The following is a 16373-nucleotide window of genomic DNA, read 5'->3' on the forward strand; positions in this document are numbered from 1 at the left end:
TCATTTCCGCGATGCCGGGCGCACCGTCGAGACGGCGCGCCCGGCGGACATCGCGTCACTGGCGTCCGTAAGTATCGTCGAAGCGGACGATGTCGTCCTCGCCGAGATACGCGCCCGACTGCACTTCGATCAGTTCGAGCGGCATCTTGCCCGGGTTCTCGAGACGGTGCGACACGCCGAGCGGGATGTACGTCGATTCGTTTTCGGACAGCAGGAAGGTTTCGTCGCCGCGCGTGATGCGCGCGGTGCCGCGCACGACGATCCAGTGTTCGGCGCGGTGGTGGTGCATCTGCAGCGACAGTCGCGCGCCCGGCTTCACGACGATGCGTTTCACCTGGAAGCGCTCGCCCATGTCGACCGAGTCGTAATGCCCCCACGGGCGATGGACCTTGCGGTGATCGGTCGCTTCGGCGCCGCGTTCGGCCTTGATGCGCCCGACGATCTTCTTCACGTCCTGCACGCGGGACTTGTCGGCGACGAGCACGGCATCGGGCGTTTCGACGACGACGAGATTGTGCGTGCCGACACACGCGACGAGCCGGCTTTCCGAATGCGCGAAGGTCGATTCGGCGTTTTCGAACAGCACGTGGCCGCGGCCGACGTTCTCGGCTTCGTCCTTCGGCAGGATCTGCCAGATCGCGTCCCACGAACCGACGTCCGACCAACCCGCGTCGAGCGGCACGACGACGCTTTCGCACAGCTGCGGCAGGTTCACGAGCCGCTCCATCACCGCGTAGTCGATCGAGTTCGACGGCGACGCGGCGAACGCGTCGCGATCGACGCGGAAGAAGTCGCCGTCGTCCTTGCCGCGTGCGACGGCCTGCTCGCAGGCCGCGAGGATCTCGGGTTCGAGCTGGCGGATCGCGTTCAGCCACACCGACGCGCGCACGATGAAGATCCCGCTGTTCCACCAGTATTCGCCGGATGCGACGTACTGCTGCGCGAGTTCGAGATGCGGCTTCTCGACGAAGCGGTCGAGACGGCGCACGTCGAGGTTGCCGGTGGCGGCGTCGCCGAGCGGCGCGCCGACGCGGATGTAGCCGTAGCCCGTTTCGGCGCGGCCCGGCACGATGCCCATCGTCGCGATCTTGCCCTGGGCCGCGCAGTGCACGCCGGCCGCGACGGCCGCATGAAAGCGCGGCTGGTCGGCCACCGCGTGGTCGGCCGGCATCACGGTCATCACGGCATCGCCGCCGCCGGCGACGATCCGCAGCGCGGCGAGCGTCAGCGCGGGCGCGGTGTCGCGGCCGAGCGGCTCGAGCATGATCGATGCACGCTTGCCGGTCAGGCGCAGTTGTTCGGCGGTCGTGAAGCGGTGATCCTCGCCGCACACGATCAGCACGTCGTCGTTCAGCGGATGGCCGGTCGCGAGGCCGTCGAGCCGCAGCGCGGTGGATTGCAGCAGCGAATGATCGCCGAGCAGGCCGATCAGCTGTTTCGGATAGTGTTCGCGCGACATCGGCCACAGACGCGTGCCCGAACCGCCGGCAAGGATCACCGGCTGCACCGCGACACGCGTCGCGGCGTCGGTTGCGGCGGAAGAAGAAGGGCGCGTATCGGCTGCCACGGCCGGAGCATTCATGATGACACTCTCCTCGATTGAAGTCAGTGCCTGTTTTGTAGCATGAAGTAAATCGACAATAAAACCGGGCGATATGCGCGATATTCGGCGCGCATGCGTCATGGAAATTTTTCCCCTATCGCACGCGATGCAAATAAAAAAATAAAAAATAATTCGATCAATCGGGCTGGGGCCCCATCCTGCAAAGGGTTGGCGGGGGTCGCAAAGTTCTCGAAAAAATCCCGATTCACGACCGATTCGGGAAAACGTGCCGATTTAATTCAAGAATCGCGCGGCAAGAATTTCCGATTATTTTTCGAAATACTTGAGCGCTTGAGGCGCGATTTTCTTGTCGCTTCAATAGCGTCATGCAACGTTTGAATCGAAGGTGCGGCACGGGCTGCACGAGGAGCTGTTCGGCAAACGCCTGTTCAAAGAGGAAGCGGACATGTTGAGCGTGCTGGCGAGAGTCATCGATATTGCGATGGTCGTGTTGGGGGCATTGATCGCCGCCGCGCTGCACGGCGGCAGCATCTGGCTCAACGACCTGCAGCGCACGACGGTGCTGTTCGACTGCCTGCTGGTCGTCGTGTTCTTTCCGGCGATCGGCATTTACCAGTCGTGGCGCGGCAAGCGCCTCGTCGGGCTGGTGGGGCGCGTCGCGTTCGCGTGGCTGGTGGTCGAGCTCGCGGGCATCCTGATGAGCTTCAGCTTCCACCAGTCGGGCGACCTGTCGCGACTGTGGCTCGGCTACTGGGCGCTCGTGACGATGGCGCTGCTTGCCGGCTCCAAGGCTTGCGTGCACGTCGTGCTCCGGCAACTGCGCCGCGGCGGCTACAACCTGAAGGCGGTGGCGATCGTCGGCGGCACGCCGGCGGCGCGGCGGCTGATCGCACAGATGCGGGCGCGTCCGGAAGCGGGCTTCAACCCGGTGTGCGTGTACGACGAAAGCGAAGTGCCGGGCGAAGTCGCGCTCGACGACGTGCGCATCGAGCGGCAGTTCGAATCGCTGGTGTGGCTGGTGCGCAGCCGCGCGATCAGCGAGCTGTGGCTCACGCTGCCGATCACGGAGGAGCGCCGGATTCACCAGATCGTGACGGTGTTCCGCCACGACTTCGTGAATATCCGTTTCATTCCGGACGTGCGCACGCTGTCGTTCTTCAACCAGGAAGTGGTCGAGGTGCTCGGCGTGCCGGCGATCAACCTCGCGGCGTCGCCGATCACCGACGTGCGGATCCTGCCGAAGTTCGTGTTCGACCGGTTGTTCGCGCTGGCCGCGCTCACGGCGCTCGCGCCGGCGATGGTGCTGATCGCGTGCCTGATCAAGCTCACGTCGCGCGGGCCGGTGTTCTTCCGCCAGAAGCGCAAGGGCATCGACGGCCACGAGTTCGAGATCTACAAGTTCCGCTCGATGAAGGTGCATCAGGAAGTCGCCGGACAGGTCACGCAGGCGACCAAGAACGACTCGCGCGTGACGCCGGTCGGCCGCTTCCTGCGCCGCACGAGCCTCGACGAACTGCCGCAGTTCATCAACGTGCTGAAGGGCGAGATGTCGGTCGTCGGCCCGCGGCCCCATGCGCTCGCGCACGACGACATCTACAAGGATCTGGTGAAGGGCTACATGTTCCGCTACCGGATCAAGCCGGGCATCACCGGCTGGGCGCAGATCAACGGCTTTCGCGGCGAGACCGACCAGATCGAGAAGATGATGGGACGCGTGAAGCTCGATCTGTACTACATGCAGAACTGGTCGTTCTGGCTCGACATCAAGATCGTCGTGCTGACGCTCTGGAAAGGCTTCACCGGCAGCAACGCGTACTGACGCGGTTTCATCCCGCGCAGACACTCCGGTTTCACGAATTTCGAATCATTGGTCACGAGGTCCGACACATCATGAATCTGACTATCATCGGCAGCGGTTACGTAGGTCTTGTCACCGGCGCCTGTCTCGCCGACATCGGGCACGACGTGTTCTGTCTCGACGTCGATCAGGCGAAGATCGACGTCCTGAACAACGGCGGCGTGCCGATCCACGAGCCGGGCCTCAAGGAAGTCATCGCGCGCAACCGCGCGGCCGGCCGCCTGCGCTTCTCGACCGACATCGAGGCCGCGGTCGCGCACGGCGACGTGCAGTTCATCGCGGTCGGCACGCCGCCCGACGAGGACGGTTCGGCCGACCTGCAATACGTGCTCGCGGCGGCGCGCAACATCGGCCGCTACATGAAAGGCTTCAAGGTGATCGTCGACAAGTCGACGGTGCCGGTCGGCACGGCCGAGCGCGTGCGCGCGGCGGTGGCCGAGGAACTCTCGAAGCGCGGCGGCGACGCCCCGATGTTCTCGGTCGTGTCGAATCCGGAATTCCTGAAGGAAGGCGCGGCGGTCGACGATTTCACGCGGCCGGACCGCATCGTGATCGGCTGCGACGACGACGTGCCGGGCGAGCGCGCGCGCGAGCTGATGAAGAAGCTCTACGCGCCGTTCAACCGCAACCACGAACGCACGCTGTACATGGACGTGCGCTCGGCCGAATTCACGAAATACGCGGCGAACGCGATGCTCGCGACGCGCATCTCGTTCATGAACGAGCTCGCGAACCTGGCCGACCGCTTCGGCGCAGACATCGAGGCCGTGCGCCGCGGGATCGGTTCCGATCCGCGCATCGGCTATCACTTCCTGTATGCGGGCTGCGGCTACGGCGGCTCGTGCTTCCCGAAGGACGTCGAGGCGCTGATCCGCACCGCCGACGAGCACGGCCAGTCGCTGCAGATCCTGAAGGCCGTGTCGTCGGTCAACGCGACGCAAAAGCGCGTGCTCGCCGACAAGATCGTCGCGCGTTTCGGCGAGGACCTGACGGGCCGCACGTTCGCGATCTGGGGTCTCGCGTTCAAGCCGAACACCGACGACATGCGCGAGGCACCGAGCCGCGAGCTGATCGCCGAGCTGCTGTCGCGCGGCGCGCGCATCGCGGCGTACGACCCGGTCGCGCAGCAGGAAGCGCGCCGCGTGCTCGCGCTCGATCTCGCGGATCACCCGAGCTGGCTCGAGCGCCTCACCTTCGTCGACGACGAGGCGCAGGCCGCGCGCGATGCCGACGCGCTCGTGATCGTCACCGAATGGAAGGCGTTCAAGAGCCCGGATTTCGTCGCGCTCGGCCGTCAATGGAAATCGCCGGTGATCTTCGACGGCCGCAATCTGTACGAGCCGGAGACGATGAGCGAGCAGGGCATCGAATATCACCCGATCGGCCGCCCCGGCTCGCGCCAGGCCGTCGCCGCCCGCGTGCCGGGCGCTGCGCGCGCCAACGCGTAATCCGCGCGTCGCCGTTACCCGTAACCCGAATCGAGACGCCATGTTCCGGAACATCCTGATCGTCTGTCACGCGAACGTCTGCCGCAGTCCGGCGGCGGAACTGCTGTTCAAGTCGCACGCGGCGTCGCGTGGCGGCCCGCGCGTGACGTTCCACTCCGCCGGCGTGCGCGCGAACGACGGCGACGGCATCGATCCGGTGATGCGGCAACTGCTCGCCGAGCGCGGCGTCGATGCGACGACGCACCGGTCGCGGCGGCTGTCGCGCCGGATCGTGCGCGACGCCGACCTGATTCTCGTCAGCGAGCGCGAACAGATCAAGGCCGTCGAATCGGTCGATCCGTTCGCGCGCGGCAAGGTCCACCTGCTGGGCAAGTGGGAGGACGCCGAGATCGCGGATCCGCATGGCGGCCCCGAGGCCGACTATCGCGAGAGCTACTCATTGATCGAACGTCTGGTTCAAGGATGGCTGCAAAAACTATGCTGAAACGTCCCATGCGCCCGCTGGCGCTCGCCGTCGCGATGACGACATTCCTGTCGGCGTGCGCGACCGCGCCCGGCAACTATCTCGACTCGTCGAACCTGAAGGACGAAGGCCGGCAAGGCCAGACCGAAACCTATCCGGTTCATTACATCGACGCGAAGCTGGTGATGGATCAGCTGCAGAAGCAGCAGGTCGAACACCCGCTGCCGCCGGGCCGCTACACCGATCCGTCGCAATACGTTTACCGCATCGGCCCGCAGGACATTCTCGGCGTCACCGTGTGGGACCACCCCGAGCTGACGACGCCGCAGGGCCAGTCGTTCTCGAGCGGCGGCAACACGACGCAGACGATCGCGGGCGCGCTGCAGCAGCCGTATTCGTCGTCGCTGCCGGGCCAGGCCGATCCGTACGGCCAGACCGTGGCCGCCGACGGCACGATCTTCTTCCCGTTCGTCGGCCGCATCCACGTGGCGGGCAAGACGATCGCGCAGACGCGCGACGAGCTGGCCACGCGCCTCGCGCGCTACGTGAAGAATCCGCAGCTCGACGTGCGCGTGCTGTCGTTCCGCAGCCAGAAGGTGCAGGTGACGGGCGAGGTGAAGACGCCGGGCCCGCTCGCGATGAGCGACGTGCCGCTGACGCTGGTCGATGCAATCTCGCGCTCGGGCGGCTCGACCGCCGAGGCCGACCTGCAGCGCGTGCGCCTGACGCGCGACGGCAAGCTCTACACGCTCGATGCGAACGGCGTGCTCGACCGCGGCGAAGTGAAGCAGAACGTGATGCTGCAGCAGGGCGACATCGTCAACGTGCCGGACCGCAGCGACAGCCGCGTGTTCATCATGGGCGAGGTCAAGACGCCGGTCACGGTGCCGATGCTCAAGGGCCGGCTGACCATCGCCGACGCGCTGACGGCCGGCGGCGGCATCCTCGACACCGATGCGAACCCGCGCAAGATCTACGTGATGCGCGGGATGCGTGACAACCCGACGAAGCCGGAAGTGTTCCGTCTCGACATGACGCAGCCGGATGCGCTGATGCTGTCGAGCCGCTTCCCGCTCCAGCCGCTCGACGTCGTCTACGTCAGCACGGCCAGCTCGGTGCAGTTCAACCGTGTGCTGCAGCAAGTGCTGCCGACGATCCAGACGATCTTCTACATGCGGCAAATCACGCGCTGATAGCCCGCCGGGGCGGCGCCTCCGCCCCGGCACCACTCAAGCGGGAACGAATGGTGAACACGCAAGCAAAACACGCCTACGCGGATCTGACCGCGAAAACCGAGGAAGAGGACGTCGTCCTCGGCCAGCTGCTCCAGGTGTTGATGGACGACATCTGGCTGCTGCTCGGCATCGCGGTGACCGTCATCGCGCTCGCCGGCCTCTACTGCTACATCGCGAAACCGGTGTACCAGGCCGACGTACACGTGCGGGTCGAGAGCAACGACAACACGTCGCAGGCGCTCACGCAGACGCAGACGGGGGCGACGATCAACAGCGGCCCGCAGCAGGCGCAGACCGACGCGGAAATCGAGATCATCAAGAGCCGCGGCGTCGTCACGCCGGTCGTCGAGCAGTTCAAGCTGAACTTCTCGGTCGTGCCGAAGACGATTCCGCTGCTCGGCAGCCTGTCCGCGCGCGTCGCGACGCCCGGCGAGCCGTCGCGCGCGTGGTTCGGCCTGCGGTCGTACGCATGGGGCGGCGAAGTCGCCGACGTCGACACGATCAACGTCGTGCCCGCGCTCGAAGGCAAGAAGATGACGCTGACGGCCGGCCCGAACGGCACGTATACGCTGGTCGGACCGAACGGCAACCGCCTGCTGTCGGGCCGTGTCGGCGAATCGGAGCAGGGCGGCGGCGTGACGCTGCTCGTGCAGAAGCTGGTCGCGCGTCCGGGCACGCAGTTCACCGTGGTCCGCTACAACGATCTCGACGCGATCACCGGCTTCCAGTCGGGCATCCAGGTGTCCGAGCAGGGCAAGCAGACGGGCGTCGTGCAGATCTCGCTCGAAGGCAAGGACCCGGACCAGACCGCCGCGATCGCGAACGCGCTCGCGCAGTCGTACCTGAACCAGCACGTGATCGCGAAGCAGGCCGAAGCGACCAAGATGCTCGACTTCCTGAAGGGCGAGGAGCCGCGGCTGAAGTCCGACCTCGAGCGCGCGGAAGCCGCGCTGACGCAGTATCAGCGCACGTCCGGCTCGATCAACGCGAGCGACGAGGCGAAGGTCTACCTCGAAGGCAGCGTGCAGTACGAGCAGCAGATCGCGGCTCAGCGCCTCCAACTCGCGTCGCTCGCGCAGCGCTTCACCGATTCGCATCCGATGGTGATCGCCGCGAAGCAGCAGCTCGCGGAGCTGCAGGGCGAGAAGGACAAGTTCAGCAACCGCTTCCGCAGCCTGCCGGCGACCGAAGTGAAGGCCGTCCAGCTCCAGCGTGACGCGAAGGTCGCCGAGGACATCTACGTTCTGCTGCTGAACCGCGTGCAGGAACTGTCGGTGCAGAAGGCCGGCACGGGCGGCAACATCCACCTCGTCGATTCCGCGCTGCGCCCGGGCGACCCGGTCAAGCCGAAGAAGGTGCTGATCCTGTCGGCCGCGGTGTTCCTCGGGCTGATTCTCGGTACCGGCGTCGTGTTCCTGCGCCGCAACCTGTTCCAGGGGATCGAGGATCCGGATCGCGTGGAGCGCACCTTCAACCTGCCGCTGTACGGGCTGGTGCCGCAAAGCACCGAGCAGGTGAAGCTCGACGCCATGGCCGAGAAGGGCGGCGGCCGCGCGCGGCCGATCCTCGCGAGCCTGCGTCCGAAGGACCTGAGCGTCGAAAGCATGCGCAGCCTGCGCACCGCGATGCAGTTCGCGATGATGGACGCGAAGAATCGCGTGGTCGTGCTGACCGGTCCGACGCCGGGCATCGGCAAGAGCTTCCTGACGGTCAACCTCGCGGTGCTGCTCGCGCATTCGGGCAAGCGCGTGCTGCTGATCGACGCCGACATGCGCCGCGGCATGCTCGACCGCTACTTCGGCCTCACCGCGCAGCCGGGCCTGTCGGAACTGCTGAGCGATCAGTCGCCGCTCGAGGAGGCGATCCGCGAGACGCCGGTGCAGGGCCTGTCGTTCATCTCGGCCGGCACGCGCCCGCCGAACCCGTCGGAGCTGCTGATGTCGACGCGCCTGCCGCAATACCTCGAAGGGCTCGGCAAGCGCTACGACGTCGTGCTGATCGATTCGCCGCCGGTGCTGGCGGTGACCGACGCGACCATCATCGGCCGCATGGCCGGCGCGACCTTCATGGTGCTGCGCTCGGGCATGCATACCGAAGGCGAGATCGCCGACGCGATCAAGCGCCTGCGTACCGCGGGCGTCGATCTGGAAGGCGGGATCTTCAACGGCGTGCCGCCGAAGGCGCGCGGCTACGGCCGCGGCTATGCGGCCGTCCACGAATACCTGAGCGCCTGACGGCATTGCACGAAACCGGGCCGGCGTGCGCAGCGCCGGCCCGGCCGACTGGAGAACCCTCGATGAAAATTTCCGTGCTCGTTCCGACCTACAGGCGTCCTGCCGACCTCGCGCGCTGCCTGCTGGCGCTGCAGCGTCAGCAGCGGCTGCCCGACGAGGTGATCGTGGTCGCGCGCCCGGAGGACGATGCCACGCACGAGCGCCTCGCCGACCCGTCGGTCGGCGGCATGCTGCCGCTGCGGATCGTGCCGGTCGACGTGCCGGGGCAGGTCGCCGCGCTGAACAAGGGGCTCGACTCGGCGAACGGCGACGTCGTCGCGATCACCGACGACGACGCGGCGCCGCGCGCCGACTGGCTCGCGCGCATCGAGGCCGTGTTCCTGGCCGACCCGCGCGTGGGCGCGGTCGGCGGCCGCGACTGGGTGCACGAGAAGGGCCGCGTGCTCGACGAGTCGCGCGAGCTCGTCGGCCAGCTCACGCTGTCCGGCAAGATCATCGGCAACCATCATCTGGGCGTCGGCGGCGCGCGCGAAGTCGACATGCTCAAGGGCGCGAACATGAGCTACCGCCGCGCCGCGATCGAACGTCTGCGCTTCGACACGCGGCTGCGCGGCGCGGGCGCGCAGGTGCACAACGACATGGGTTTCAGCATGCAGGTGCAGCGTGACGGCTGGACGCTCGTCTACGATCCGGCGATCGCGGTCGATCATTTTCCGGCCGAGCGTTTCGACGACGACCGGCGCGACGCCGCATCGCTCAATGCGATCAGCAACGGCGCGTACAACCTGCACCTGATCCTGCGCGAGCATCTGCCGCCGGTGCGGCGCGAGATCGCGTGGTGGTGGTGGACGCTGATCGGCACGCGCGTCTATCCGGGCTTCGCACATGTGCTGCTGTCGCTGCATACCGCGCGGCGCGAGCGCGTGCGCGAGCACTGGCGCGCGGTGCGCCGCGGCGCACGCGATGCGCGCCGCGCCGACCTTGCCCCCCATCGTGCGGCGATGCCGCCGGTGACGTCTTGAACGGGCTGCGCGCACGACGCGCGGCCATCCCCGGAGGGCTTGAAATGGTACGACCCCAACGCTCACTTTGTTCGCTGTCCCCCGAGGGGACGGTCAGCATCCTTGGGGCGGCCCGGCGGAGGCTTGCATGAATTCCACGAAGGTTCACGTCCACCTGTTCTACGGCGCCGATCCGCGTACTTACCGGAAAGGCGAGAACATCGGCTGCCTGTACGGCTATCACCACGCGGAATCCGACGAATTCCGGCTGACCTATTCGCAGGACCGGCGCGAGAACCGCGTCGCGAGCCTCGCGCGCCGTGCGCTGAAGGCGGCGCTCGGCTTCGACGTCGTGCATGCGTGGCGCAATCGCGCCGCGTTGTTGAGCACCGACGTGATCTGGACGCACACGGAGCAGGAGCATCTCGCCGCCGCGCTGATCCTGAAGCTCGCCGGCGCACAGGGCAAGCGTCCGCTGCTGCTCGCGCAGAGCGTGTGGCTGTTCGACAAGTGGAACACGTTCGGCGGCCCGCGCCGCTGGCTGTACCGCAAGCTGCTCGCGCGCGCCGACGCGCTGACGACGCTCGCCCGCGACAACGCCGAGCTGTGCCGCCGCTTTCTCGGGCGCGAAGCCGAGTTCGTCTACTACGGGCTGAACACGCAGGACTTCCCGCCGACGGAGCCGCGGCAGTGGCAGCCGAACCGGCCGCTGCGGATCGCGGCGATCGGCAACGACCGCGATCGCGACTGGCGCACGTTTCTCGCGGCATTCGGTGGCGACGAGCGCTACGACGTGCGGCTCGCGACGCGGCGCCGCGTGCCGCGCGAGTGGCATGCGCCGAACGTGAAGATCGGCTCGGCCTCGGGCCTCGCGAAGCAGCACGAGCTGTACGCGTGGGCCGACGTGATCGTCGTGCCGCTGCGGCCGAACTTCCACGCGTCGGGCATCACCGTGATGCTCGAGGCGGCGGCGGTCGGCAAGCCGATGATCGTGTCCGACGTCGGCGGGCTCAGCGACTACTTCCCGCACGACACCGCCGCCTACGTGCCGGCGTTCGATGCGGCGGCAATGCGCCAGGCCGCCGATCGCTTCGTGGCCGATCCGGTCGCCGCGCTCGAATGCGCGCGTGCCGCGGCCGCGTGCCTGCGCGAGCGCGACCTGACCACGCAGGCGTTCGCCGAACAGCACGTGCGGATCACGCGCGACATGCTGCGCCAGCGTCGCACGCCGGCGGCGGCCGGTCTCGCGATGCCGCTCGCGGATTCGCGCCCGTCGTCGCGGTGAGAGCGGATCGATGAGTACGATTGCCGCCGAACGCGCACCGTCGCGCAGCCGCAGCCGGTTGCCCGAACCGAAGCACTGGGTCGGGCAGGCCGGGCTGTGGACGTTTACCGCCGCGCTGATCGCCATTCACCAGGGCAAGGTGCTGACGCTCGCGTTTCCGGTGCTGGCGATCGCGGTCGGCATCTGGCTGTATTTCAAGAGCCCGGCGCGCTACGTCGGCTTCATGTGGTGGGTGTGGTTCCTGAGCCCCGAAGTGCGGCGTCTCGCCGACTGGTCGAAGGGCGCGTTCACGCCGACGAGCCTGATCCAGGTCGCGCCGCTCGCGGTGACGATGATCGCCGGATTCGGGCTGCTCAGGCATTACCGCGTGCTCGCGCAGCGGCGCGGGATTCCCGTGCTGCTGATGCTGTTCGGGCTCACGTATGCGTATCTGGTCGGGATCGTGTCGAGCGGCGTGATGGCCGCGACCTACGACCTCGCGAACTGGGTGTACCCGGTGCTGATCGGCTTTCACATCATGGTCAACTCGCGCGACTATCCCGAGTACCGCGACGTGCTGTTGTCCACGTTCATGTGGGGCATGCTCGTGATGGGCGTGTACGGGGTCGTGCAGTACTTCGTGATGCCGCAGTGGGACGTGCTGTGGATGATCGGCTCGGACATGGGCTCGCAGGGCGAGCCGGTGCCGTACGGCGTCCGCGTCTTCAGCACGATGAACTCGTCGGGGCCGTTCGCGTTCGCGATCATGGGCGCGCTGGTGTTCGTGTTCGCGGCGCCGCAGAAGGTCCGCTGGTTCGCGGGCGCCGCCGGCTTCGTGTCGTTCGCGCTGTGTCTCGTGCGCTCGACCTGGGGCGGCTGGGTGATCGCGCTCGCGATCCAGCTCGTGCAGTCGAGCAACCGTGTGCGGATGCGGATCCTGATCAGCGGTGTCGTGCTGGTCGGGCTGTGCGTGCCGCTGCTGACCGTCGGGCCGGTGGCCGACCGGCTCGGCGCGCGCCTGCAGTCGATCACGAACCTGAAGGACGACCGCAGCTACGACGACCGCAACAAGTTCTACGCGACCTTCGCGCAAACGGCGTTCACCGACGTCGCCGGCGAGGGGATGGGCGCGACCGGCGCGTCCACCAAGCTGTCGAGCGACAGCGGCGAGCTCGGCAAGTACGGCAGCTTCGACAGCGGCGTGATGAACGTGCCGTTCGTGCTCGGCTGGCCCGGCACGCTGCTGTACCTGTCGGGCGTCGTGATGCTGCTCGCCCGCACGCTGCGCGCGGCGTTCAAGCTGCGCAAGGACAAGTTCGTCGGCGCATGCCTGAGCCTGTGCCTGTCGGTGTTCGCGATGCTCGTGTTCACGAACTCGCTGATCGGCACGGGTGGCCTGCTGCTGTTCACGGCCATTTTTTCAATACTATCCGCGGCGCACTGGCAGAAGGCACAGCGCCTGCTGGCCGCCGCGCGTTCACGGGGAGGCGACCATTGAGAATCGCGATCGTCACGCACGTCGTGCGACATAACGACGGGCAGGGCCGCGTCAATTACGAAATCGCGCGCGCGGCGCTGGCCGAAGGCTACGAGGTCACGCTGGTCGCGTCGCATGTCGCGCCCGAGTTGCTGGCCGACCCGCGCGTGCGCTGGGTGCCGGTGAAGGTCGGCGGCTTCTGGCCGTCGAATCTCGTCAAGCAGCAGGTGTTCGCGCTGAAGAGCGCGTGGTGGCTGCGCGCGCATCGCGGCGAGTACGACGTGCTGCACGTGAACGGTTTCATTTCGTGGATCAAGGCCGACGTGAATACCGCGCACTTCGTGCACGGCGGCTGGTTCAAGAGCCCGTATTACCCGTTCGGGCTGACGAAGGGGCTGTGGTCGGCGTACCAGTACGTCTACACGCGCGTGAATACGGCGCTCGAGCGCTGGGCGTACCGGCGTTCGCGCGCGATCACGGCCGTGTCGCAGAAGGTGGCCGACGAGATCGCCGGGCTCGGCATCGACAGCGGCAAGATCAGCGTGATCTACAACGGCGTCGACGGCAGCGCGTTCGCGCGCGCGCAGGCCGATCGAGCGGCGTTCAAGCTGCCGGACGATGCGTTCCTGCTGCTGTTCGTCGGCGATCTGCGCACGCCGCGCAAGAACCTCGGCACCGTGCTGAAGGCGCTGACGAAGCTGCCGGCGAACGTCCATCTCGCGGTGGCCGGTTATCTGCCCGGCAGCCCGTATCCGGACGAGGCGCGCGCGCTCGGCATCGATTCGCGCGTGCATTTCCTCGGTCTCGTGAAGAACATGCCGACGCTGATGCGCTCGGTCGACGCGTATGTGTTTCCGTCGCGCTACGAAGCGATGAGCCTGTCGCTGCTCGAGGCGATGGCGGCCGGGCTGCCGGTCGTCACCGCGCGCACCGCCGGCGGCGCGGAAATCATCACGCGCGATTGCGGGATCGTGCTGGAGGACCCCGACGATCCGGCCGCGCTCGCGCAGGCGATCGGCTCGCTCGCGGCGTCGCGCGACACCTGCCGCGCGATGGGCGACGCGGCCCGCGAACTGATGACCCGTTTCGGCTGGGCCCACATGGGCGCCCAGTATGTCGCGCTCTACCGGCGCATCGGCCAACCCTCGCAGCCGTCCGCGTTCGAGCGGGTCGAGCATGCGGTTACGCAGGAGCAGTCGTAATGTCCCAATCTTCCCGGCCGATCAAATCGTTGCAGATCGGCATGCACTGGTTCCCCGAACGCGCGGGCGGCCTCGACCGGATGTACTACTCGCTCGTCGGCGCGCTGCCCGGTGCGGGCGTCGAGGTGCGCGGGCTCGTCGCCGGCTCGCCGAAGGTCGCCGACGACACGGGCGGCGCGATCCAGGGCTTCGGGCCCGCGTCGCAGCCGCTCGCGCGCCGCATGCTCGCCGCGCGCCGCGCGTTGCGCGACGAGATCCGCAGCGAGCGGCCGGACGTGATTTCGTCGCACTTCGCGCTGTACACGTTTCCGGGCCTCGACGTGACACGCGGGATTCCGCAGGTGTCGCATTTCCAGGGGCCGTGGGCCGACGAAAGCCAGGTCGAGGGCGCCGCGTCGCTCGGGCAGCGCGCGAAGCGCTATCTCGAACAGGCCGTCTATACGCGCTCGTCGCGCCTGATCGTGCTGTCGCAGGCGTTCGGCCAGATCCTGACGAACCGCTACGGCATCGATCCGTCGCGCGTGCGCGTGATTCCCGGCTGCGTCGATACCGCGCAGTTCGATACGCCGCTCACGCCGGCCGAGGCGCGGCACAAGCTGCAACTGCCGCAGGACCGGCCGATCGTGCTGGCCGTGCGCCGGCTCGTGCGGCGCATGGGGCTGGAAGACCTGATCGACGCGATCGGTCTCGTCAAGCACCGTCACCCGGACGTGCTGCTGCTGATCGCCGGCAAGGGCAAGATCGGCGAGGAACTGCAGCAGCGCATCGACGACGCGGGGCTGCAGGACAACGTGAAGCTGCTCGGCTTCGTGCCCGACAATCATCTCGCGGCGCTGTACCGCGCGGCGACGGTCAGCGTGGTGCCGACGGTCGCGCTCGAAGGCTTCGGGCTGATCACGGTCGAATCGCTGGCGTCCGGCACGCCGGTGCTGGTGACGCCGGTCGGCGGGCTGCCGGAGGCGGTGGCCGGGTTGTCCAGCGATCTCGTGCTGCCGTCGACGGGCGCGGATGCGATCGCGGAAGGGCTCGGCGGCGCGCTGTCGGGCGCGATCACGCTGCCGGACGAGGCCGCGTGCAAGCGCTACGCGCGCGACCATTTCGACAACGCGGTGATCGCGCGACGCGTCGCCGGCGTGTACGAAGAGGCGATCCAGGCGGCGGGGTAAGCGAACGCGGCACGCCGCCGCGACGGTCGGGCCGGCGCACGCGCATGCGTCCGGTCCGCATGCCGGCCGCCCGAACGGGGCGAGCCGGTTTTTTTTCGTTCTGTGCGAGGCACGCCGCGCTCCGCGTTCGACACGTCGCCACGCGTCATGCACGCCTGAGCGTCACGGCCCAGACGGCGAATGCAACCCCGCTGACCGCCGCGCCGAGCCCGCAGACGCCGATCCATCCGGCATGCGCATACATCATCGTCGACGCAATCGCGCCGAGCCCGCTGCCGACCGAATAGAACAGCATGTAGCAACCGACGAGGCGGGCATGCGCATCGGGCCGCGCGCCGAGGATCATGCTCTGGTTCACGACGTGGACGGCCTGCCCGCCGACGTCGAGCAGCACGATGCCGACGACCAGCAGCGCGATCGACGTACCGGCGAACGCGAGCGGCAGCCACGAGAGCGCGAGCAGCGCGAGCGCGGCGCCGGTCGTGGCTTCGCCGAGGCCGCGATCCGCGAGCCGGCCCGCGCGCGCGGCGGCGGCCGCACCCAGCGCGCCGACCAGACCGAATGCGCCGATCTGCGTATGCGACATCGCATGCGGCGGCGCGCTCAGCGGCAGCACGAGCGCGCTCCAGAAGATGCTGAACGCCGCGAACATCAGCAGTGCGATTGCCCCGCGCACACGCAGCACGCGCTCGTTGCGCAGCAGCGTGACCATCGAACCGAGCAGCGCCGCGTAGCCGATGCGCTCGCGCGGCGCGTGGGCATCGGGCAACAGCCGCGCCAGCGCGATCAGCATCGCGATCGCGAGCGCGCCCGACACCAGATAAACCGCGCGCCAGCCGGCGACATCCGTGACGACGCCGGCGAGCGAGCGCGCGGCGAGCAGGCCGATCACGACGCCGCCCTGCGCCGCGCCGACCACGCGGCCGCGCTCACCGGCGCCCGCAAGCGCGGCAGAGCAGGCGATCAGCCCTTGCGTCATCGCGGTGCCGAGCAGCCCGACCGCGACCATGCCCGCCAGCAATGCGATGCGCGTCGACGAGGCGGCCACGCCGATGCATGCCGCCGTCAGCAGCAGAAGTTGAACGGCGATCAGGCGTTTGCGGTTCAGCAGGTCGCCGAGCGGCACGACGAACAGCAGCGCGAGCGCGCAGCCGAGCTGCGTCGCGGTGATGACGCCGCCGACCGCCGCCTGGGATACGCCGAAGTCATGTGCGATCGAGTCGAGCAGCGGCTGTGCGTAGTACACGTTCGCGACGCTCGCCGCGCAGCACACGGCCAGCAGCGCGACGAGCGCCGTCGGCACGCGTGACACGGCGCCCGGACGAGCGGCGCGTGACGTCGCGTTCGACGCGACCGTTCCTGAACAGGACGATTCCATGGGGGGCCTCACGCTCACTCAAGTAGTTGCAATGTGAAACCAGTGTGAGTGTAGGAAAAGTGGTTTTAAAATGCAACCTGTGT

Annotated in this window: 12 protein-coding genes; 10 read left to right on the forward strand and 2 right to left on the reverse strand. The window is 67.8% G+C overall.

The window, feature by feature from the left end; translation table 11 throughout:
• Positions 1-55: 55 nt before the first annotated feature.
• Positions 56-1582, reverse strand: coding sequence for a mannose-1-phosphate guanylyltransferase/mannose-6-phosphate isomerase (locus ACV22V_RS02715; RefSeq protein WP_448012929.1), 1527 nt, complete (start codon positions 1580-1582; stop codon positions 56-58).
• Positions 1583-2009: 427 nt separating this feature from the next.
• Here ACV22V_RS02715 and ACV22V_RS02720 point away from each other — a divergent pair, with 427 nt between their 5' ends.
• From ACV22V_RS02720 to ACV22V_RS02765, 10 genes are all read left to right on the forward strand, one after another.
• Positions 2010-3383: an undecaprenyl-phosphate glucose phosphotransferase gene (locus tag ACV22V_RS02720; protein WP_059532388.1), complete on the forward strand. Its 1374-nt coding sequence runs from the start codon at positions 2010-2012 to the stop codon at positions 3381-3383.
• 71 nt (positions 3384-3454) lie between these two features.
• Positions 3455-4870 carry a UDP-glucose dehydrogenase family protein gene (locus tag ACV22V_RS02725; RefSeq protein WP_059531601.1) on the forward strand — a complete coding sequence of 472 codons (1416 nt, stop codon included), beginning with the start codon at positions 3455-3457 and terminating at the stop codon, positions 4868-4870.
• A 40-nt stretch (positions 4871-4910) separates the two neighbouring features.
• Positions 4911-5354 carry a low molecular weight protein-tyrosine-phosphatase gene (locus ACV22V_RS02730; RefSeq protein WP_059531598.1) on the forward strand — a complete coding sequence of 148 codons (444 nt, stop codon included), beginning with the start codon at positions 4911-4913 and terminating at the stop codon, positions 5352-5354.
• Positions 5348-6526, forward strand: coding sequence for a polysaccharide biosynthesis/export family protein (locus tag ACV22V_RS02735; protein WP_059531595.1), 1179 nt, complete (start codon positions 5348-5350; stop codon positions 6524-6526). Before ACV22V_RS02730 ends, ACV22V_RS02735 begins: the two co-directional genes overlap by 7 nt.
• A 50-nt stretch (positions 6527-6576) precedes the next feature.
• Positions 6577-8802, forward strand: a complete 2226-nt coding sequence (locus tag ACV22V_RS02740; RefSeq protein ID WP_059531592.1) for a polysaccharide biosynthesis tyrosine autokinase — start codon at positions 6577-6579, stop codon at positions 8800-8802.
• A 62-nt stretch (positions 8803-8864) separates the two neighbouring features.
• The gene (locus ACV22V_RS02745) at positions 8865-9824 is read left to right on the forward strand and encodes a glycosyltransferase family 2 protein (protein WP_059531589.1); all 960 of its coding nucleotides are present in this window, start codon (positions 8865-8867) and stop codon (positions 9822-9824) included.
• A 127-nt stretch (positions 9825-9951) separates the two neighbouring features.
• The gene (locus ACV22V_RS02750) at positions 9952-11088 is read left to right on the forward strand and encodes a glycosyltransferase family 4 protein (protein WP_448012930.1); all 1137 of its coding nucleotides are present in this window, start codon (positions 9952-9954) and stop codon (positions 11086-11088) included.
• Positions 11089-11098: 10 nt separating this feature from the next.
• Entirely contained in the window at positions 11099-12565 is a 1467-nt protein-coding gene (locus ACV22V_RS02755; RefSeq protein WP_059531583.1) for an O-antigen ligase family protein, read from the forward strand.
• Positions 12562-13746, forward strand: coding sequence for a glycosyltransferase family 4 protein (locus ACV22V_RS02760; protein WP_448012931.1), 1185 nt, complete (start codon positions 12562-12564; stop codon positions 13744-13746). The genes ACV22V_RS02755 and ACV22V_RS02760 overlap by 4 nt, the downstream gene beginning before the upstream one ends.
• Positions 13746-14912 (forward strand): glycosyltransferase family 4 protein, encoded by a 1167-nt coding sequence (locus tag ACV22V_RS02765; RefSeq protein ID WP_059531574.1) that lies wholly within the window; start codon positions 13746-13748, stop codon positions 14910-14912. Before ACV22V_RS02760 ends, ACV22V_RS02765 begins: the two co-directional genes overlap by 1 nt.
• A gap of 145 nt (positions 14913-15057) precedes the next feature.
• Here the strand turns inward: ACV22V_RS02765 and ACV22V_RS02770 are convergent, their stop codons facing one another.
• Positions 15058-16290: an MFS transporter gene (locus ACV22V_RS02770; protein WP_448012932.1), complete on the reverse strand. Its 1233-nt coding sequence runs from the start codon at positions 16288-16290 to the stop codon at positions 15058-15060.
• Positions 16291-16373: the final 83 nt, after the last annotated feature.

Source organism: Burkholderia sp. AW33-5 (genome assembly GCF_053427615.1).

What these genes read in the sequence shown, in the direction of transcription:
- ACV22V_RS02735 (WP_059531595.1), top strand. Translation starts at nt 5,348, where the DNA reads ATGCTGAAACGTCCCATGCGCCCGCTGGCGCTCGCCGTCGCGATGACG.
- ACV22V_RS02730 (WP_059531598.1), top strand. Translation starts at nt 4,911, where the DNA reads ATGTTCCGGAACATCCTGATCGTCTGTCACGCGAACGTCTGCCGCAGT.
- ACV22V_RS02715 (WP_448012929.1), bottom strand. Translation starts at nt 1,582, where the DNA reads ATGAATGCTCCGGCCGTGGCAGCCGATACGCGCCCTTCTTCTTCCGCC.
- ACV22V_RS02750 (WP_448012930.1), top strand. Translation starts at nt 9,952, where the DNA reads ATGAATTCCACGAAGGTTCACGTCCACCTGTTCTACGGCGCCGATCCG.
- ACV22V_RS02770 (WP_448012932.1), bottom strand. Translation starts at nt 16,290, where the DNA reads ATGGAATCGTCCTGTTCAGGAACGGTCGCGTCGAACGCGACGTCACGC.
- ACV22V_RS02720 (WP_059532388.1), top strand. Translation starts at nt 2,010, where the DNA reads ATGTTGAGCGTGCTGGCGAGAGTCATCGATATTGCGATGGTCGTGTTG.
- ACV22V_RS02755 (WP_059531583.1), top strand. Translation starts at nt 11,099, where the DNA reads ATGAGTACGATTGCCGCCGAACGCGCACCGTCGCGCAGCCGCAGCCGG.
- ACV22V_RS02745 (WP_059531589.1), top strand. Translation starts at nt 8,865, where the DNA reads ATGAAAATTTCCGTGCTCGTTCCGACCTACAGGCGTCCTGCCGACCTC.
- ACV22V_RS02765 (WP_059531574.1), top strand. Translation starts at nt 13,746, where the DNA reads ATGTCCCAATCTTCCCGGCCGATCAAATCGTTGCAGATCGGCATGCAC.
- ACV22V_RS02725 (WP_059531601.1), top strand. Translation starts at nt 3,455, where the DNA reads ATGAATCTGACTATCATCGGCAGCGGTTACGTAGGTCTTGTCACCGGC.
- ACV22V_RS02740 (WP_059531592.1), top strand. Translation starts at nt 6,577, where the DNA reads ATGGTGAACACGCAAGCAAAACACGCCTACGCGGATCTGACCGCGAAA.